The sequence below is a fragment of the Pantoea sp. X-Soil-TKNS-1280 genome (assembly GCF_059730475.1).
Genome location: NZ_AP035962.1, coordinates 1,664,564 through 1,684,069, shown reverse-complemented (window position 1 = coordinate 1,684,069; position 19,506 = coordinate 1,664,564). Strand labels below are relative to the sequence as shown.

19 protein-coding genes are annotated in these 19,506 nt (G+C 55.3%); 5 read left to right on the top strand and 14 right to left on the bottom strand.

All coding sequences use genetic code 11. The features are described from left to right. The first annotated feature begins 36 nt into the window (after positions 1-36). From AC6I8X_RS07920 to AC6I8X_RS07910, 3 genes are all read left to right on the top strand, one after another. On the top strand, positions 37-1,323 hold the full coding sequence (locus tag AC6I8X_RS07920; RefSeq protein ID WP_497840847.1) for an HlyD family secretion protein: 1,287 nt from the start codon (positions 37-39) through the stop codon (positions 1,321-1,323). After that, positions 1,310-3,436: a peptidase domain-containing ABC transporter gene (locus AC6I8X_RS07915; protein WP_497840846.1), complete on the top strand. Its 2,127-nt coding sequence runs from the start codon at positions 1,310-1,312 to the stop codon at positions 3,434-3,436. The genes AC6I8X_RS07920 and AC6I8X_RS07915 overlap by 14 nt, the downstream gene beginning before the upstream one ends. A 258-nt stretch (positions 3,437-3,694) precedes the next feature. Beyond that, on the top strand, positions 3,695-3,910 hold the full coding sequence (locus tag AC6I8X_RS07910) for a hypothetical protein (RefSeq protein WP_299452098.1): 216 nt from the start codon (positions 3,695-3,697) through the stop codon (positions 3,908-3,910). A gap of 273 nt (positions 3,911-4,183) precedes the next feature. On the opposite strand, the gene AC6I8X_RS07905 is transcribed toward AC6I8X_RS07910, so the two are convergent. The 8 genes from AC6I8X_RS07905 to hinT all read right to left on the bottom strand — a co-directional run bounded on the left by AC6I8X_RS07905 (position 4,184) and on the right by hinT (position 10,346). After that, the gene (locus AC6I8X_RS07905) at positions 4,184-4,726 is read right to left on the bottom strand and encodes a glycine zipper 2TM domain-containing protein (RefSeq protein ID WP_084873904.1); all 543 of its coding nucleotides are present in this window, start codon (positions 4,724-4,726) and stop codon (positions 4,184-4,186) included. Between the two features lie 297 nt (positions 4,727-5,023). Beyond that, the gene (locus AC6I8X_RS07900; RefSeq protein ID WP_299452089.1) at positions 5,024-6,328 is read right to left on the bottom strand and encodes an NAD(P)/FAD-dependent oxidoreductase; all 1,305 of its coding nucleotides are present in this window, start codon (positions 6,326-6,328) and stop codon (positions 5,024-5,026) included. A gap of 212 nt (positions 6,329-6,540) precedes the next feature. Then, positions 6,541-7,083, bottom strand: coding sequence for an alpha/beta hydrolase YcfP (ycfP, locus tag AC6I8X_RS07895; protein WP_313689306.1), 543 nt, complete (start codon positions 7,081-7,083; stop codon positions 6,541-6,543). Between the two features lie 38 nt (positions 7,084-7,121). Continuing rightward, on the bottom strand, positions 7,122-8,165 hold the full coding sequence (gene nagZ, locus AC6I8X_RS07890; RefSeq protein WP_497840845.1) for a beta-N-acetylhexosaminidase: 1,044 nt from the start codon (positions 8,163-8,165) through the stop codon (positions 7,122-7,124). 36 nt (positions 8,166-8,201) lie between these two features. After that, entirely contained in the window at positions 8,202-9,020 is an 819-nt protein-coding gene (gene thiK / locus AC6I8X_RS07885) for a thiamine kinase (protein ID WP_497840844.1), read from the bottom strand. Next, a complete protein-coding gene (gene lpoB, locus AC6I8X_RS07880) occupies positions 9,004-9,600 on the bottom strand; it encodes a penicillin-binding protein activator LpoB (protein ID WP_299452079.1) in 597 nt (198 codons plus the stop codon). The genes thiK and lpoB overlap by 17 nt, the downstream gene beginning before the upstream one ends. Before the next feature lie 10 nt (positions 9,601-9,610). Continuing rightward, positions 9,611-9,976: a YcfL family putative periplasmic lipoprotein gene (locus tag AC6I8X_RS07875; RefSeq protein WP_084873898.1), complete on the bottom strand. Its 366-nt coding sequence runs from the start codon at positions 9,974-9,976 to the stop codon at positions 9,611-9,613. 19 nt (positions 9,977-9,995) lie between these two features. Further along, complete coding sequence (gene hinT / locus AC6I8X_RS07870; RefSeq protein WP_497840843.1) at positions 9,996-10,346, bottom strand: purine nucleoside phosphoramidase; 351 nt, start codon at positions 10,344-10,346, stop codon at positions 9,996-9,998. Between the two features lie 359 nt (positions 10,347-10,705). Here hinT and AC6I8X_RS07865 point away from each other — a divergent pair, with 359 nt between their 5' ends. After that, positions 10,706-12,298 carry an MFS transporter gene (locus AC6I8X_RS07865; RefSeq protein ID WP_497840842.1) on the top strand — a complete coding sequence of 531 codons (1,593 nt, stop codon included), beginning with the start codon at positions 10,706-10,708 and terminating at the stop codon, positions 12,296-12,298. 9 nt (positions 12,299-12,307) lie between these two features. Next, entirely contained in the window at positions 12,308-13,447 is a 1,140-nt protein-coding gene (gene bglB / locus AC6I8X_RS07860; RefSeq protein WP_497840841.1) for a beta-galactosidase BglB, read from the top strand. 31 nt (positions 13,448-13,478) lie between these two features. Here bglB and ptsG read toward each other — a convergent pair whose 3' ends face one another. The 6 genes from ptsG to pabC form a co-directional block, all read right to left on the bottom strand. Continuing rightward, positions 13,479-14,912 (bottom strand): PTS glucose transporter subunit IIBC, encoded by a 1,434-nt coding sequence (gene ptsG, locus AC6I8X_RS07855; protein WP_313687477.1) that lies wholly within the window; start codon positions 14,910-14,912, stop codon positions 13,479-13,481. A gap of 288 nt (positions 14,913-15,200) precedes the next feature. Beyond that, the gene (locus tag AC6I8X_RS07850; protein ID WP_416412731.1) at positions 15,201-15,992 is read right to left on the bottom strand and encodes a metal-dependent hydrolase; all 792 of its coding nucleotides are present in this window, start codon (positions 15,990-15,992) and stop codon (positions 15,201-15,203) included. Between the two features lie 18 nt (positions 15,993-16,010). Beyond that, complete coding sequence (gene holB, locus AC6I8X_RS07845; protein WP_313687474.1) at positions 16,011-17,000, bottom strand: DNA polymerase III subunit delta'; 990 nt, start codon at positions 16,998-17,000, stop codon at positions 16,011-16,013. Next, positions 16,997-17,632: a dTMP kinase gene (tmk, locus tag AC6I8X_RS07840; RefSeq protein ID WP_313687472.1), complete on the bottom strand. Its 636-nt coding sequence runs from the start codon at positions 17,630-17,632 to the stop codon at positions 16,997-16,999. Before tmk ends, holB begins: the two co-directional genes overlap by 4 nt. Beyond that, positions 17,622-18,641: an endolytic transglycosylase MltG gene (mltG, locus tag AC6I8X_RS07835; protein ID WP_084873890.1), complete on the bottom strand. Its 1,020-nt coding sequence runs from the start codon at positions 18,639-18,641 to the stop codon at positions 17,622-17,624. Before mltG ends, tmk begins: the two co-directional genes overlap by 11 nt. After that, on the bottom strand, positions 18,638-19,450 hold the full coding sequence (pabC, locus tag AC6I8X_RS07830; protein WP_313687488.1) for an aminodeoxychorismate lyase: 813 nt from the start codon (positions 19,448-19,450) through the stop codon (positions 18,638-18,640). The genes mltG and pabC overlap by 4 nt, the downstream gene beginning before the upstream one ends. Positions 19,451-19,506: the final 56 nt, after the last annotated feature.

The window sequence follows — 19,506 nt, the reverse complement described above, 5'->3', positions numbered from 1 at the left end:
TCTTTGCATGAGTCCATTTTTTACCAGAGTGGGTTTATGCTTTTTCGCAAGGAAGTCAGCGAACATTTACAATCACGCTACGCCGGACCTGTTCTGCTGTTAACCGGCTGGCCGGTGTGGGTAACGTTATTCGTCACCTCGATTCTGCTCGCCAGCCTGCTGCTTTTCCTGTGGCTGGGCAGCTATACGCGACGGGCCAGCGTCAGTGGCGAAGTGATCACCTGGCCGCACACCATCAACCTTTTCGCGCCGGAACAGGGCGTGGTTTCCCGCCTGCTGGTCTCCACCGGTCAGGTGGTCAGCGCCGGTACCCCGCTGTATGCGCTGGATATCAGCCGCGTCTCTCCCTCCGGCAATCTCAGCGCCACCACGCGGGCATTGCTGATCAAACAGCAACAACAAATGGACGATATGGTGCGCCAGCTGGAGCAAAACCGCCGCGCGACGCTCACCACCGTTCAGCAGCAACTTGACCAGTTACGCAACGCCCGACAGCAAACCCAGAAGATGGTGGACTCAGCCACGGCAGGACTCGACGTGATGCGCAGCAGCATGAACGACTATAGCCGGTTTATCCGCAAGGGACTGATCACCACCGACCAGCAAAACAATCAACGTTATCTTTTTTACCAACAACTTAGCGTGTGGCACAGCCTGAATTCTCAGCGGGTGCAACAGGATATGCAGATCGCCGATCTTCTCAGCCAGCAGGTCACCCGTGCCGCTGATTTTGATGGGCAGCTGTCGCAGTATCACATTCGCCAGGCCGATATCGCACGTCAGTTGGCAGAAGCCGATGCCGGTAGCGAACGCCTGATTACCGCCCCCGCAGCGGGACGCATCTCATCGCTGAGCGTGACGGCAGGACAGATGGTCAGCGATGGCGATAGCCTCGCGCAGCTGGTGCCTGCCGGAGACGACACACCGAGTCTCATTATCTGGCTCCCCAACGACAGCGTGCCCTATATCAAACCGGGCGACACGATAAACATCAGCTATGCCGCGTATCCAGCGGAAAAATATGGCCAGTTTCCGGGCAAGGTGCTGTCAGTGTCCGCCGCGCCAGTGCCGCTGCGGGAACTCAACAGCTACGGCAGCGCGCCCCGCTTAGCAAACGGGCAGCTGGCAGGCGCATGGTTTAAAGCCAGTGTGGCGCTGAATCAGCGAGGTTTGCGCTGGCAGGGCCAAAATCTGCCGCTGGCCAGCGGTATGCAATTGCAGGCCACGGTCTTTCTCGAAAAGCGTCCGCTGTACCAGTGGATGCTGTCTCCCTATTACTTCCTGAAAAACAGCATAACGGGGCCTGTCAGTGACCAACGGTGAAATGAAGGAGCTGTTCTCCCGTCTGCATATCAGCCTGCGTCGTCGCATGCCGGTGATCCTGCAAACGGAAGCCGCTGAATGCGGCCTGGCTTGCCTGGCAATGATCGCTCGCTGGTATCGATTGCCCGCAGACCTGCGCTTATTACGTCAGCACTCGGGCATCTCCTCGCGGGGGGCCACCCTGCGTACGGTGATCGACACCGCGGCAGTCGCCGGTATGAAATCACGCGCGTTGCGTCTGGAAATGGATAATCTCCGTGCGCTCAAGCTGCCCTGTATTCTGCACTGGGACCTCAACCATTTTGTGGTACTGGTAGCGGTGCGTCGTAATCGCGTGGTGATTCACGATCCGGCAGCCGGTCATCGCGTCCTCGGCATGCAGGAGGTCTCGCTGCATTTTACCGGTGTGGCGCTGGAACTCTGGCCGACAGGGGATGTACCACAAGGCGCACCACCCCGCCCCCGTCTTTCCCTCTGGTCGCTGACCGGACGCATTGCCGGCCTGAGCACCACCCTCATCAAACTGTTTTGCTTCTCCATGCTGGTGGAATCCGCCAGCCTGCTGCTACCCGTCGGTATGCAAATGGTGCTGGATCATGCCATTCCGGCCAGTGATACCGGCTTGCTGACGCTGATTTGCCTGGGGCTGTTGTTTTTTGTGCTGTTCCGCACCGCCGTCAGTGCGCTGCGCGGCTGGACATCGCTGGTGATGAGCACGCTGATCAGTGTGCAGGGCAAGGCGAGGTTGTTTGACCATTTGCTGGCGCTGCCAACCGAATGGTTTGAAAAGCGCAAACTGGGGGATGTTCAGTCTCGCTTCACCTCGCTGGAGACGTTGCAAACCACCCTGACCAGCAATGTGGTCAGCGGCATCATGGACGGCATCATGACCGTGGGATTGATGATTATGATGCTGCTGTATGGCGGGAGCTTGTTATGGGTGGTGCTGGCCTTCACCTTGCTGTGGTGCCTGTTCCGGCTGGGTACCTATCGGGCCTGGCGGCAGGCCTCGGAGGAGCAGATCGTCCGCAATGCCCGTTCCGGCTCGCATTTTATGGAGTCGCTTTACGGTATCCACACCATTAAGGCGCTGGGATTGCCTGCGCTCCGGGCGCAGCACTGGCTTAATCTGAATATCGAAAACGCCAATGCCACAATAAGCAAAACACGCTATGAAATGCTGTTTGCCGGTGGTAACAACCTGATCGCCACGTTGCAGCAAATTACCCTGTTGTGGCTCGGGGCCAGCGCGGTGATTGCCGGGGATATGACGCTGGGGATGTTTGTCGCGTTCAGTACCTATCGTGGGCAATTTTCTGACCGCACCGCCAGCCTGCTGGAAACGTTGCTCCAGTTACGTATGCTGTCATTGCATAAGGATCGCGTGGCGGATATTGTGCTGGCCGAACCGGAAACCCCCGTCGGCGAGCCCGTTCATCCGTTGCTCAGCCACGGCGAACCCGCTGCTCTCGCGGTTAAAGGACTGTCTTTTCAATATGATCCTTTCAGTCCCCTGCTGTTCAGCGACGTCAATCTGGCGATTGATGCCGGGGAGTGCGTGGCCATCACGGGGCCTTCCGGCAGAGGGAAAACCACGCTTCTCAAAATGATGGCCGGTCTGCTCAAACCCAGCGCCGGGGAAATTTATGTCAATGGCATCAATATCCGCACCAGTGGCGTGGCGAACTGGCAGGCCTGCATCGCCTGCGTATTGCAGGAAGATACGCTGCTGGCCGGGTCCGTAGCGGAAAATATCTGCGCGTTTGATACCCAGCCAGACGAGGAGTGGATCAAAGTCTGCGCCAGTCTCAGCCAAATCCATGATGATATTCTGGCGATGCCGATGGGCTATCAGACGCTAATCAGTGAACTGGGCAGCAGCCTCTCCGGCGGACAGAAGCAGCGACTGCTGATTGCCCGCGCGTTATATCGTCGGCCTCAGGTGTTATTCCTCGATGAAGCCACCAGCCATCTCGACGTAGATAATGAGACGCGAATAAATGCCGCCATTCGGGCGTTGAATATTACCCGCGTGATGATTGCCCATCGGCCATCCACGATAGCCTCGGCAGACCGGGTGATTGATATGGCAACCTGGCCGGCAGGTAAATAAATTATTCAGGTGATCTCTGAGTTTTTCCCTGAATAGTTGTTTCCTCAGCGCCACTTATATCGAAACTGCTGGACCTGAAATAAAATTTATTTTTATCAACACAGCAAAGAGTTATATGTCGTAACAACTATTTTTTCAGTACCATCTTTTAATCCAGAGAATGCCGTCTATCCTGAATATGAGGCTTTTAAATATGAAAGCCGATTCCTGAAGATCGTTATTATCCAGTCCACCATTTTGACAATCTGGAGTCTGACTATGAACGAATCAATGCGTGAGCTATCTGAACAGGAAATTTCACAAGTTAGTGGCGGAGCACTTTCTATTCCTGGCGTCGCTGATGTGAGTGGCACCATAGGTGGCCTCACCACGACGATTACTGGCCTGCTTGGCTCTGTCCTGAGTACCGTTGGCGGAGTGGTTAGTGGTCTTGGCGCAACCCTGAGTGGGTTGACCAATAATTCAGGTATCTGATTTATAATAAAATCAATTATCTGTCAAAGCCTCAGGGATGAGGCGTAAATATATAAATCCCCCGCCATTAAATATTAAAAATAACCCCACCACTACCCCGGACAATAAAAACATCCATAGCCCCAGAACGTCGATAAAAACCAATCTGTTTTTTAAGCCATCATTTGACGAAAGGCGTCAATAATATTTACTCATTCCCGCCATCACGCGTGACAGAATATGAAAAAGGCAGCCTTAAAGGCTGCCTTTACGCTGTGAAATGTCTTTGCCCAATCAGGCCTGATTCGAATTCAGGATTAGCTGACCATTACGGTCGAGCGGAATGCGGGTGCCAGGGTCTTTTTCCATACGGATTTTGCCCTGCTGGTCACCTATTTTATAGGTCACATCATAACCCAGCATTTTGTCCTGTTTGTCATACACCGTTTTACAACGCTGTTCCGTGGTGGTGTAGGTATCACGATCCTGCATCCCTGCCTGCACCTGGTTACCGGCGTAACCCCCTGCCAGAGCGCCTGCCACCGTCGCCACACTGCGGCCACGTCCGCCACCAAACTGGTGACCCAGCACACCACCCGCTACCGCGCCCAGCACCGAACCGGTCAGACGGTTCTCATCCTGTACCGGACGACGGTGGGTGAGGGTCACATTGCGACATTCCTGTCGCGGCTGCTTGATACTCTCTTTGATCGGTGTCGCTGAGAGCACCTGAGCATATTGCGGGCCACGGTCAAAGACATCCATGCTGGCAACAGCAGCAACACCTAAGGCCGCTGCTACGCCGATACCGATACCCGCTAACATTGATTTGTTCACAGGAATGTCCTCCTGAAAAGTTGTTACCGCGCAATCCTGCCGCGCACAGCATCCTGTGCAGCTGGGACATAACCGGCGTGCGCGACGCGCCGTGTCTGTTGAGATAAGTTTTACAGATGGCCCGATTTTGCAACATCAGATTAATGGAGGAAACGCAGCGCAAAGCCGCCAGGGCCAGCTTTTCAGAGAGTTCTGAGAACAGCGGGAACCGCCTTCTTCCATCAGGCAGGCTTATGCTTTTCAATGGGTTAAGGTGGGTACAGCGAGGATCGGGCGGCAAACGCCGCCCGGAATACATCAGTGCAGCTTGAGACGTGGGCGCAGTACGCGGTTGAGGCTACCCACCAGCATCATCAGACCGGTTTTGAAATAACCGTGGAGCGCAATCTGGTGCATACGATACAGGGAAATGTAGACGAAACGGGCAATACGCCCTTCCACCATCATTGATCCACGCATCAGGTTACCCATCAGGCTGCCGACAGTACTGAAGCGCGACAGCGACACCAGTGAACCATGATCTTTGTAGACATAGGCCTTCAGCGGCTTGCCTTTCATCTGGGCAAGGATATTTTCCAGCGCCAGTGACGCCATCTGATGTGCCGACTGCGCACGCGGTGGTACGAAGCCACCGGACGGCAGTGCGCAGGAAGCGCAATCACCGATGGCATAGATGTCCTCATCACGCGAGGTTTGCAGCGTATCTTTCACCACCAGCTGATTGATACGGTTGGTTTCCAGCCCGCCAATCTCTTTCATAAAGTCTGGTGCTTTGATACCCGCTGCCCACACCATCAAATCGGCGGCAATAAATTCGCCACCTTTGGTATTCAGGCCGTTAGCATCGGCACTGGTCACCATGGTCTGCGTTAACACGCGGACACCAAGTTTGGTCAGTTCATGATGCGCCGCTGCCGAAATACGCGGCGGCAACGCAGGCAGAATACGCTCGCCCGCTTCCACCAGCGTCACGTTCAGCGCCGAGTTATCCAGCCCTTTGTAACCGTAGCTATGCAGCTGTTTCACCGCATTGTGCAGCTCCGCCGACAGTTCAACGCCGGTCGCGCCACCACCCACAATCGCGATGTTCACTTTATCCAGACGGCCTTCGCTGGCCGAGAATTTCAGGAACAGATTCAGCATTTCATTGTGGAAACGACGTGCCTGGTGCGGGTTATCGAGGAAAATGCAGTGATCTTTCACGCCCGGCGTACCGAAATCATTCGAGGTGCTGCCCAGCGCCATCACCAGCGTGTCATACGCCAGCTCACGCTGCGGGACCAACACTTCACCTTCGGGGTCGAGAATCTCGGCCAGCCCGATGGTTTTGTTATCGCGATTAATCTGGGTCAGTGAACCCAGCTGGAACTGGAAACCGTGGTTACGCGCATGCGCCAGATAGCTGAGCGCATCAATTCCTTCGTCCATCGATCCGGTGGCAACTTCATGCAGCAGCGGTTTCCACAAATGGCTGTGGTTACGATCAACCAGAATAATCTCGGCTTTCTTTTTCCGGCCCAGCTTATGTCCGAGCTGGGTGGCCAGCTCTAAGCCGCCGGCACCACCGCCGACAATAACGATTTTTTTCATAGATGTAGTCAACAAAGACCCCCTCAAAGTTGTAAACCAAAAGTTAATTAATGGTTACTAAAAACCTTAATAAACATAGGGTTGGCGAAGTTAAATCGCGAGCTGGGGGCAGAATATCATGGCGGGATCGGGATATCACAACAAAATTGATGTACATCAATCTTTCAGCGGCATTATCAGAATGTTACATAAACATTGCGCCGCAGAGCGCGGCGCAGGCAGGATTAAGCCAATGTTTTGAAGGCTTTGATCCGCTGAAGATGCGGTGCGATATTCCTGAATTTATGACTGGCCTCTTCATCCCAGACAATTTCATAGAAATGGTGCAACGCTGCGGCACTGCGTTGATTATCCAGCGCTTCATCATGGCGTGACAGAATTGCCAGGCAATGGTCGCGGTTCTTTTCGCGGAAGTTACTCACGCATTTGGTGGCGATATCAACATACTCTTCCGGGCGATCAATTTTGCCCTCCATGTTTTCTTCGGGAAACAGGTTGGGATTGAGGATCACCTGGCGGATACCACAGAGAAAACCGATGCGCTCGGCCCAGTAGCCACCCAGCCCGACACCACAAATCAGTGGTCGCGGATCGGCAGCCTGCTGCAATAACTTGTCAGATTCCTTCAGCAGAAACTGCATATCATGCTTCGGGTGGAGCGTGCTGTAACTGATCAGCCTGACGTCCGGGTCAATAAACTGCAGTTGCAGCACCTTTTCATGGTTGCCCGGACTGCTTGAATCAAAACCGTGCAAATAGATGATCATGATTTTCCTCAGCGTGGTGAACGTTCCGGGCAGTGGCGTTATCTGCCCGACGCTTTATGTGCCAACCAGCGGCTTTGCAGCTCGCTCAGCTGGCGCTGATTCTGCTGCCAGCGGGTACTTTCCTGCAGGCTTTGACGCGTGAATCGTCCCTGATGGTATAACTGTGCCACCCGCGTCGCCCCGATCGGGGTCAAATTATCCAGCACACTGATGGCACCCTGGCGGTGATTACACACCAGAATCATATCGCATCCGGCATTTAGAGACTGCTGCGCGCGCTCGGCATAGCTACCCATCACCGCGGCACCTTCCATCGACAGATCGTCGGAGAAAATCACCCCGTCAAAACCCAGTTCGTTACGCAATACCGTTTTCAACCAGTATGGTGAGCCGCTGGCAGGCAGTGGATCCACCTGAGTATAGATAACGTGGGCAGGCATCACTGCATCCAGCGCGCGCTCGTCAATCAGTTGCTGAAAGATCGCCATATCATGCTGACGCAGAGTCGCGGCATCGCGCGGGTCACGCGGTGTCTCTTTGTGCGAATCGGCACTCACTGCGCCATGGCCGGGGAAATGTTTGCCGGTGGTTTTCATGCCCGCTTCGTGCATCCCGGCGATAAAACGCCGCGCGACCTGCAAAGCAATCGCCGGATCGGTATGGAAAGAACGATCGCCGATGGCGGCGCTGATATGCCCAATGTCCAGCACCGGTGCAAAACTGATGTCGATATCCATCGCAATCATCTCGGCCGCCATTTGCCAGCCTGCCTGCTGCGCCAGTTCACCGGCGGCGGGCAGCTCGTGCAGCGCAGCAAAAGATTGCATCGCCGGTAAGGTGGTGAAGCCATCACGAAAACGCTGTACACGCCCCCCTTCCTGATCCACTGCCACCACCAGCCGGGTATGGGATGCCGCGCGAATCTGGCGCACCAGCTCAGCCAGCTGTGCCGGATCATGGTAGTTACGGGCAAACAGAATCAGGCCGCCAACCAGCGGATGTTGCAGAATTTCCCGTTCTTCGGCATCGAGTTCATAGCTCTCGACATCCAGCATCAGCGGTCCGGGTGTATTCATCGTCATAACATCAATCCTGTAGCGCGAATGACGCGCGCGATATTAAAGGTCTTGCCAGCTGGCGCGAGCCAGTTGCTGTAAAGTTTCATCCTGGGTCTGCTCGGCACGCAGTTGATACCAGCTGGCCATCAGCAGGTGCAGCCAGGGTTGCCAGCGACGAATTTGCTGCTGCAACCGGGCTGGTGCCAGTTGCATGGTCTGGGCATAGGCCGCGACCCATTCTGTCTGCTGATGAGGATCGACCGCGCAAATGGCCGCCAGTTCCAGCGCCACATCGCCATCCGCCGCATATTCCCAGTCAATCAGGCGCAGCCCGTCCGTGGTGACAATCAGATTGCCCGCGTGAACATCCATATGAATCGGCGCGAGGCGCAACGGATGCGGCTCACCCACCGCCATCAGGCGCTGCAAACGACGCTGCCAGCGCCAGTGTTTGTGCTGGCACAGCTGCCAGTAACGCTGTAACAGCGGCGTCAGGGTCAGACGATACCCGGTCAGCGGTTGCTGGTGCAGACGTTGCAGCAACGCCACCACCGCCGCCCGCTGCTGGCTGAAGGCGGATACCGGCAGCATCTCACCCGGCAGCCACTCCAGCAACAGCCAGGGATCGCGCCAGCCAAAGGGACGCGGAGCCAGCTGCGAAACCTGTAACTTTTGCAGCAGACGGTATTCACGCTGACGCTCAACAAACGGAATCGCTGCCTGTGGCGCACGTCGCGCCAGTAACGTCCCCTGCTCGCTGGTGATACGCGCACTCTGCCCGCTCAGCCCCGGCAGCGTGAAAAAATGACCGGCAGCTTGCGCCGTCGGCCATTGTTGCTGAATCAGATATTGCAGCTGCGGATCAGGGTTGTGCGACACCGTTACCTGACCAGATAATTTCGCCGGTCTGCACCAGCATCAGCAGCATCTGAATCGTCGGCGTTTTCACATCGCCCTGTGCGGTGCTGTACAACACGTATTGCGCATTGACGTTGCGCGCCAGGCCCATCGCCTTGCTGCGTGAGTTCAGGCTATCGTCAGCCGACAAACCCAGCGCCTGCTTCGCCTGAGTCAGCTGTTGCGGCGTCACCAGCGTGAATTTGCCGTTATTCGCCAGGGCATTCTGGATCGCATCGGTGGCGTTGTCAGATTGCAGCGAACCATTGGTGTTATTTTTCATTCGATCCACCAGCAGCACACTACCCGGATTCACCCCGGCCGATTGCACCATATTGGCAATCAACGGCTGCACACTGGCATTCCAGTTGATGGTTTTCAACTTCGGCGGCTGTGGCACGGTTTGTGGTGGCTGTTGCGGCGGCGTCGGCGGCGGAACAGGTTGGGTGGGCGTGGTCGGTGTGGTGGGTTCCACCGGGGCCGGGGTTTGCTGTTTTATCACACAGCCGGTCAGCATCAGCGCAAATAACAGCGCGCTGGAACGTTGTAAACTGCGAATCACGGATTACTCCTCAGAGATAAAGATAGAGACGCACCTTGCTGGCGGTCGGATTACCGATTTGCGAAGCCGCTTCAATGCTGCCATGCGCGGGCACCGTCAGCGTTTGCGCCGGTTCGCGCGGAGTAATTTCCAGCCCTTTGTCGTCATACCAGTAATAACGATAGTGCAGGGTAACCGGCGTTTCGCGTTGATTATAGAGCACGCTCGACGCACGCAACTGCCCATCACGCGAGGCCAGGGTTGGCTCATCGGTAATAATGCCTGCGGACAGCACCGACGCTTCCATCACCAGCGACTGCGAAGTATTGATCATCGGCTTGTCACTGCTGCAGCCCGCAAGGGTCAGCAATAACAGGCCGCTCAGCCATTGACGCATAGCAAGGTCCGCCTGAGGGTTAGCCAGCCAGCATCGGTCCAAGCGGTTTGCCGCCCAGCAGATGCATATGGATGTGGTAAACCTCCTGGCCGCCGTGGCGGTTGCAATTCATGATCAGGCGATAGCCATCTTCGGCGATCCCCTCGTCACGGGCAATTTTGGCCGCAACGGTGATCATGCGCCCCAGCGCCTGCTCGTGTGCAGCCTGCACATCGTTGGCGGTGGGAATCAAAACGTTAGGGATGATCAGAATATGAGTGGGCGCTTTGGGTGCGATATCGCGGAAGGCGGTGACCAGTTCGTCCTGATAAACCACGTCGGCGGGGATTTCGCGACGGATGATTTTACTGAAAATGGTTTCTTCAGCCATGATGCATTTCCTTAAGCCTGGAGTTCAGTCAGGCAGTATGCGGGAGGAATTCTGCTTCTTTCAACCTCAGGACCACTTTTCTTACATTAAATGGCTGCGTTTACACCACTTTTTGCTTCCTGCTCACCATGATGTGGCCTGCTTCGCATTTCTGACAGATCTCCCACCAAAAAATGAAACACTGTTTTATAAATTAGATTTATCACGGCTGTTTCTTTGCGATTTTGCCACTTGTGCAGACAACCTTGCCAAATCACGAAGGTTTGGCACGTCTTCCCGCTCTACTTTCTAACCAATCCGAGCCAGTTGTCCGGAGTGATGAGGGATGTACACCACATTTGTCTCAGGGAGAACCTGCAATGCGCTCTCGTAAGATTGGTCTGGGCCACTACCTGGCCTATGGTTCCGGGGATTTTCTCGGTGCTGGCACCACGGCGTTAACCGCTGCCTGGCTGCTTTACTTCTACACCACGTTTTGTGGGCTGACGCCCATTGAAGCGACCTTTATCTTTGCGGCCGCCCGCGTGCTGGATGCGCTGGTCAGTCCGCTAATGGGCTTCCTGACCGACAATTTTGGTTCGACATGGCTCGGTAAACGCTTTGGCCGTCGCAAGTTCTTTATCCTGCTGGGTATCCCCTGCGTCTTCAGCTATAGCCTGATGTGGATAGCCGATATGCCTTTCTGGTGGTATCTGCTGACCTATCTGCTGTTCGACATCGTCTACACCATGATTCTGGTGCCTTATGAGACGCTGGTGCCGGAGATGACCGATGATTTTAAACAGAAAACCCGCTTCTCCGGTGCGCGCATCGCGCTGGCACAGTTGTCTGCTATTCTGGCGGCGTTTTTGCCCGGCATTCTGATCGGCTGGTTCGGCAAAGACAACCCACTGTCATTCTTCTATGCCAGCCTGGTGTTTGCGGTGATTTGCGCACTAGTACTGACACTGGTGTGGCGTTTTACCTGGGAGCGGCACCCGCAGGACTTCTCCGCAGAATCGCTACGTGCCGAACAGGAGAAAGCGCAACTTACGCTGCTGCAAAGCCTGAAGCGGCTGTATATCGAGCTTGCCTCAACGCTGCGTATTCGACTCTTTCGCCAGCATCTCGGCATGTACCTCGGCGGCTATATCGCACAGGACGTGTTTAACGCGGTTTTTACCTGGTACGTGGTGTTTGTGCTGATGCAAAGCGCGCAAATCGCCTCCAGCCTGATGGGCACCATGGCGGTGCTGCAATTTATTGCGGTAATGGGGATGATTCCGCTGTGCATCCGTCTGGGACCGGCCCCGGCCTACCGCCTGGTGGTGGTGCTGTTCGGCCTTAGCGCCCTCTCCTATGCCGCGCTGTGGTACGCCGGGATGAACAACAGCATGACGCTGCTGGTGCTGATTTCCGGCCTGGCCGGGCTGGGACGTGGCGGCATCAACTATGTTCCCTGGAATACCTACACCTATATCGCTGACGTGGATGAAGTGATCACCGGCCAGCGCCGTGAAGGTATTTTTGCTGGCATTATGACCCTGACGCGTAAAGCGTCCCAGGCCGGTGCCGTGATGCTGGTCGGCATCGTGTTGCAACTGGCGGGTTTTGTCTCCGGTCAGACCATGCAGGTCCCGGCAGTGGGTCATACCATCCTGGCGATCCTCAGTATGGGTACCGTTTGCGTGCTCAGCTGCGGATTTCTGGTGTCGTTGCGCTTTAAACTCAATCTGCATACCCACACGGTGCTGCGCGCCGAGACGCTGAAGATGCGCGAAGCCGGACGCGTGGTGCCGGAACGCATCACCCCGGAAGCGCGCGAGATTGTCGAAACTCTCGCCGGTATGCCTTACGAGTATCTGTGGGGCAACAACAACGTGGGCTACCTCAATCGCCACCAACCCGCAGCACCACCCTTACCTCGTAAGCAGGGCACGTTGCATCCCCTGCCTGCCTCTTCAAAACGATAGGAATGAATCATGACGGTATTCCCTGTAAAGCATAGTGACCTGTTACGCCAGCCGGAGTATCTGCTGCCGCGTAAGGAACTGGTGCAGTTGATCCATCAACTTACGCAGAATCTGGTGAATATTACTGACCAGAGCGGCGAGTTTTTGCTGCGCCTCGATGATGGCCGCGTTATTGACACCAAAGGCTGGGCTGGCTGGGAGTGGACACATGGCATCGGGTTGTATGGCATGCTGCATTATTACCAGCAGACCGGGGATCAGGCCACGTTACAGATCATTGACGCATGGTTCAGTACCCGGCTGGCCGAGGGGACGCCAACCAAAAACGTCAATACCGTCTGCCCCTTCCTGACGCTGGCTTACCGCTATGAAGAGACGCGCAACCCGGCATGGCGACCGGTGCTGGAGCGCTGGGCAGAATGGGTCATGTATGACATGCCGCGCACCGAAAGCGGTGGGCTGCAACATATCGTCTATAACAACGAGAATACGCAGCAACTGTGGGACGATACGCTGATGATGAGCGTGATGGCGCTGGCGAAGATCGGTCAGCTGCTGGAGCGCCCGGAGTTTGTTGAGGAGGCCAGTTATCAGTTTCTGCTTCATACCCAATACCTGATGGATCGCCACAGTGGCTTATGGTTCCACGGCTGGAACTTCGATGGTCGCCATAACTTTGCCAATGCACGCTGGGCGCGCGGCAACAGCTGGGTCACCATCGTCATTCCCGACTTCCTTGAAATGATGAACTGGCCGGAACACCATGCCACCCGCCGTTTTCTGCAACAGGTGCTGGAGAATCAGGTGAAAGCGCTGGCGGGTTGTCAGCATAGCAGCGGCCTGTGGCATACCCTGCTGGATGATCCGCACAGCTACCCCGAGGCTTCGGCTACTGCGGGTTTTGCCTACGGCATTCTGAAGGCGGTACGTAAACGTTATTTATCGCGCGACTATCTGCCGCTGGCAGAAAAAGCCCTGCGCGGGGTGATCGCCAACATTGACGAGGACGGAGAACTGAAACAGGTATCGTTTGGTACCGCGATGGGCAGCGATTTGGATTATTACCGCCAGGTCCCGCTGACCTCAATGCCTTATGGTCAGGCGATGGCGCTGCTGTGTCTGACGGAATATTTGCGGGTGTATTTATAAAAAAAACGGCCCCGTCAGGGGCCGCTGTGACTTACATATTACGAATATAATCGTCCATCTCGGTTTTCAGGTTATCCGACTTGGTGCCGAAAATTGCCTGAACACCCGAACCGGCTATCACTACGCCACGTGCACCGAGACTTTTCAGCTCGCTCTGGTCCACTTTAGCCACATCCGACACGCTAACGCGCAGACGAGTGATACAGGCATCGAGGTTGGTGATGTTCTCTTTACCACCGAATGCGGTAACCAGTTTGCCCGCCATTTCACTGCCGGTCGCGCTGCTCTGCTCAACAGCATTATCTTCACGGCCCGGCGTTTTCAGGTTCAGTTTGACAATCAGCACACGGAACACGGTGTAGTAAATCAGGCCGTAAATGATACCCACAATCGGGAACAGCCAGATTTTGCTGCTGTTGCCGCTCAGCACGATAAAGTCGATCAGACCGTGTGAGAAGCTGGTGCCATCACGCATGCCAAGCAGGATACAGATTGGGAATGCCAGGCCAGCCAGAATCGCGTGAATCACGTACAGGATCGGCGCAACAAACATGAAGGAGAACTCGATCGGCTCGGTGATACCAGTCAGGAACGAGGTCAGCGCGGCGGAGATCATGATACCGCCGACTTTGGCACGGTTTTCCGGTTTCGCAGAGTGCCAGATAGCGATGGCAGCAGCAGGCAGACCGTACATTTTGAACAGGAAGCCACCTGACAGTTTACCTGCGGTCGGGTCACCCGCCATATAACGCGGAATGTCACCGTGGAACACCTGGCCAGCCGCATTAGTGAATTCACCAATCTGCATCTGGAAAGGTACGTTCCAGATATGGTGCAGACCAAACGGCACCAGTGAACGCTCAACCACGCCGTAGATACCAAAGGCGACAACCGGGTTCTGATAGGCTGCCCATTGTGAGAAGTCCTGAATGGCGGAACCGACCGGTGGCCAAATGAAGGACAGCAGCACACCCAGCACGATAGCGGCCAGGCCCGAAATAATCGGAACAAAGCGCTTACCGGCAAAGAAGCCAAGGTATTCCGGCAACTTGATACGGTAGAAGCGGTTAAACATATACGCCGCGATGGAACCGGCGATAATCCCGCCCAGGACCCCGGTATCGGCCAGATGTTTGGCATCGATCTCAGCAGCCGGCAGATGCAGCACCAGCGGAGCAACCACCGCCATGGTTTTCACCATGATGCCGTAAGCCACCACCGCCGCCAGCGCGGAAACACCGTCGTTATTGGTAAAGCCGAGCGCCACACCGATGGCAAAAATCAGTGGCATGTTGGCAAATACCGAACCACCTGCTTCAGCCATCACATGCGAAACCACGGCAGGCAACCAGCTAAAATTAGCTGAACCCACACCTAATAAAATACCGGCAATCGGTAAAACCGATACCGGTAACATCAGCGACTTACCTACTTTTTGCAGGTTCGCAAATGCGTTTTTGAACATAGCCTGAAGCTCCTGAGTATGAGTGCATTTCGCGCAGTGCGCGTGGTAACGGGGGGAGGACCCTTTACCGGGATGACGCTGAGCGTCTTTTGATTTATTACGAAGAGTAAAATAAATAGAATTTTCTTACTTTGACGGCTATCACGTTTCGCTCATCACACTGTCTGGCTTTCAGTTAATTCTCACTGACTTGCTGATATTTACCGCAAAAAAGCACTGGCTGCGCCCTTACGGGCGCAACACATCTGATGAATTTCTGATTAATTACAGAGTTTGAAATAAAGTGCGTTAACCGCCGAGACGGCTCATCGGGATATGAAACAGACGGGAGAAATTGCTGGTTGTGGTTGCCGCCAGCGTCTCAATATCGACGCCCTTCAGCACCGCCATATAATCGGCCACGTCACGGGTAAACGCTGGCTGGTTCTCTTTGCCGCGATGCGGCACAGGTGCCAGATAGGGGGAATCGGTCTCCACCAGCATCCTGTCCAGTGGAACATAGCGCGCCGCATCACGGATTTGCTCCGCGTTGCGGAACGTCAGAATGCCGGAGAAGGAGATATAAAAACCCATATCCAGCAGTTTTGCTGCGGTTTCTTTATCTTCGGTAAAGCAGTGCAGTACACCACCACACTTCTCAACCTGCTCCTCACGCAGGATCGCCAGCGTATCTTCACGCGCATCACGGGTATGTACGATGATCGGCTTGTTCAGTGCTATTCCGGTGCGGATATGTTCACGGAACGAAGCCTGCTGCTGCGCTTTGGTTTCCTGCTGGTAAAAATAGTCCAGCCCGGTCTCACCCAGCGCCACCACACGATCCTCCGCGGCCAGGCGTCGGAATTCTTCAACATCGTAAGGCGTTTCCTGATTCAGTGGATGAACACCACAAGCCAGCGCGATGTTTTCACGCTCGCCAACCAACGCTTTCAGCGTGTAGTAATCCGGTAGCGTGGTGGCAATCGCCAGCATAAACTTCACATCACGTGACGCCGCTTTGGTAATCACATCATCCAGATCGCGGTGCTGCTTTTCGTAATCCAGGCCATCGAGATGGCAATGGGAATCGACAATAAACATACTTCTCTCTTTTTACGCTTAGCTGAGCGTCGCTGGTGTCAGCAGACGGCTCCAGCTCAACAAACGATCGGTCAACATTAATTCACGATTGAGCGCTGCCACCTGCTGCAGCTGCTCGCGGCACTGCATCCACAACTGCACGCTGGCATTCAGGGCGCTGCTGTTGAGCTGTTGTGCCAGCATCGTCACCACATCCGGACGATCACCGTTGCTTAACCAGCGATTTGCCCCCTGCTGCACTTTCATTGCATCCACCAGCAACGAAAGCAGCCAGGCCAGACGGTCAGCCACATCATCACTGTTTAACGATGGCAGCAGTTGCAACACATCCTGCGACAGTGCGCCGGGCAATGCGTCACACAGCGCCTGACGAACCTGCCAGCGCTCTGGCTGTAACAACGCCAGCGCGGCTGCGGGTGCCCCGTTGCTCAAACGCAACGCCGCACGCAGCGTTTCTTCCGGCTGGGAAATCTGTTTTTGCAACCATTGCAGGCTATGAACCTCCTCAGGAGGCGAGAGATGCCAGGTCATACAACGGCTGCGTAGCGTGGCGAGCAAACGTGACGGCTCGCGGGTACTCAGGAAGAACCACGTATTGGCGGGCGGTTCTTCCAGGGTTTTCAGCAACGCATTGGCGGCGGCTTCGGTCAGCTGTGCCGCGTCAGGCAGCCACACCACTTTCGCCCCACCCTGCTGGGCAAAATGGTACAGCTTTTCTGTGACGTCACGCACCGCATCAATCCCCAGCGAGGATTTTCCCTTCTCGGCCTCAAGACGATACCAGTCAGGATGCGTATGCGCCTGCATCAAATGGCAACCGTGGCAGTGACCACAGCTTTTTAATCCCTCGGGTTGCTGGCACATCAGCCAGCGACTGATACCCCAAACCAACGCATCGTCCCCCATGCCATCAATAGCCTGAATTAACAGCGCATGATGCGCCTGATTGCTCTGATGACGGGCAATAATTTGCCGATACGGCTGGTTTAGCCACGGATACCAGTTCATGCCGTTTGACCTGCCAGCCAGTGACGTACGGCGGACTGGATTGACTGCGTCACCTGTGGCAACGACTGCGTGGCATCAATAGTGATGATGGTGGGATCTTCCGCAGCCAGTGCCAGATAACGCTCACGGGTACGTTCAAAAAAACGCAGCGATTCCTGCTCGATACGGTCCAGCTCGCCACGCGCCCGCGCCCGCTGCAAACCAATTTCCGGGGTGACATCGAGATACAAGGTACAATCCGGGCGAAATTCACCCAGCACGGCGTCACGTAAAGTACTCATCAGTTGAGTATCCAGGCCACGTCCGCCGCCCTGATAGGCCTGTGATGACAGATCATGACGATCGCCAATCACCCAGGCTCCCCGCGCCAGTGCAGGCTTGATCACGTTCTCCACCAGCTGGACACGCGCAGCGTAGAGCATCAGCAATTCCGCTTGATCGGTGAGCGTTTCGCCATCAATCCCTTGCTTGACCAGCACACGCAGCTGTTCCGCCAGCGGTGTACCGCCCGGTTCACGCGTGAATACCAGATCATCAATGCCCTGCTCGCGTAGCACGGAAACCACCGCATCACGCGCTGTGGTTTTGCCCGCTCCTTCCAGACCTTCGATGACGATAAACTTACTTTTCATTTTTTTCCTTCATTGCCAGCCGATACGCCTGCACGGCCTTATTATGGCTGACCAGATTGGTGGTAAAGGTGTGACCACCTTTACCATCCGCCACAAAATAGAGGTAATTGCTTTTTTCCGGGTGCGCCGCCGCTTCCAGAGAAGCCCGGCCCGGCATCGCAATCGGACCCGGTGGCATGCCGCTAATGGTATAAGTATTGTAATCGGTTGGCGTGTCGAGATCTTTACGTGTTAGCGTGCCTGTATAGCTATCGCCCATGCCGTAAATCACTGTCGGATCGGTCTGCAGCTTCATGCCAATCCGCAAGCGGTTGATAAACACCGAAGCCACCCGCGCACGCTCTTCGCTGACGCCGGTTTCTTTCTCGATGATCGACGCCATCGTCACCAGATCCTGCTCTTTCTTATAAGGCAGATTGTCCATGCGGTTCTGCCAGATCTCATCCACCAGCTTGTTCATGCGCGCATGGGCGCGTTCCAGCAACGCCACATCGCTGGTGTTGGCGGTGTAGAGATAAGTATCGGGATAAAACCCGCCTTCCAGCTGGCTGGCATCAAGTTTCAGCGCTGCCGCCACCGTGGCAAATTGATCATCTTGCAGGGTGTGTTTGAGATAAGGGGCAGCGCGCAGTTGCTCCAGCCACTCTTTCAGGCGGGAACCTTCGACAAAACGCAACGGGAACTGCGCTTCCTTGCCACTTGCCAGCAATTCGAGCAATTGACGCACCGTCATATTGCTTTCGAGGCGATAAGTACCGGCTTTAAAACGCGCCAGCTCTGGCTCCAGCTTCAGCAACGGACCGAACCACAGACTCGGTGCAATCACATGCTCACTTTCCAGCTGTGCTTCGAGCGCCACCCGGCCAGTGCCTGCTGGCAGAGTGAAAATGGTTTCCTGATGCAAGGTTAATGGCGTATCGGCGAAACGTTCAATCTGCCAATAACTAAAGGCCGCAGCGAGGCCAATAATCGCCACGGCGCCGGCGACAATTTTTTTCATTCGGGTCATGGTGCTTCCATTTTCTGGCAACTGGCGAGCAGTTGCTGGTACAGCGAACGTGCGGTGAACGAAACGTCGTCAATACTACGCACGGGTAAAACCGGCATCAGGGCATTGCATATCACCACTTCATCTGCGGCAAGGATGCGATCCCTGTTACCATTAATCAGCTGACAAGCCTGGCCTGTAGCCGCCATCTGCGCCATCAGAAAACGCCGCATAATGCCAGCAACGCCAGCCTGATCGAGACATGGCGTGAATATCTTATCGCCCTCACGCCAGAATAAATTGGCCGCACAGCATTCCACCACCGTCCCCTCAGTGTCAAGCACCAGCGCCTCGTCGGCTTCCGTCTGGTCAAGATGGTGGCGAATCAGCACCTGCTCCAGCCGGTTAAGGTGTTTAATTCCCGCCAGCAGCGGGTTGCGTGCCAGCGGTACCGGGCTGGTCACCAGTCGTGCGCCTTGTTGTTGCAGTGCCTGATAATGGTGGGGCCAGGGAGAGAGGGAGATAATGCGCGTGGGGTGACTGCATCCATTCCGACTGTAGCCACGCCCGCCAGCACCGGGCGTCAGAATCACTTTCAATACCGCCCGCTCCTGCCCTTGTGCGGCGCTACACATTTCCACTTCGAGTTGCTGCCAGTCAGGCTCTGCCATCAGCAGGCGTTCACAACCCTGTTTTAAGCGTTGCAGGTGAGCAGGTAACAGCTGGATATGACCGTTTATCACCGCAGCGGTGGTGAAACAGCCATCGCCAAACTGTACAGCACGATCGCGCGCTGCAAGCTGCGTCTGTTCTGTTCCATTTATCCACATCATAACGACCTCAATGAATTGACCTTGCTTTGAATACCATTGAAGGCCGTAAGATT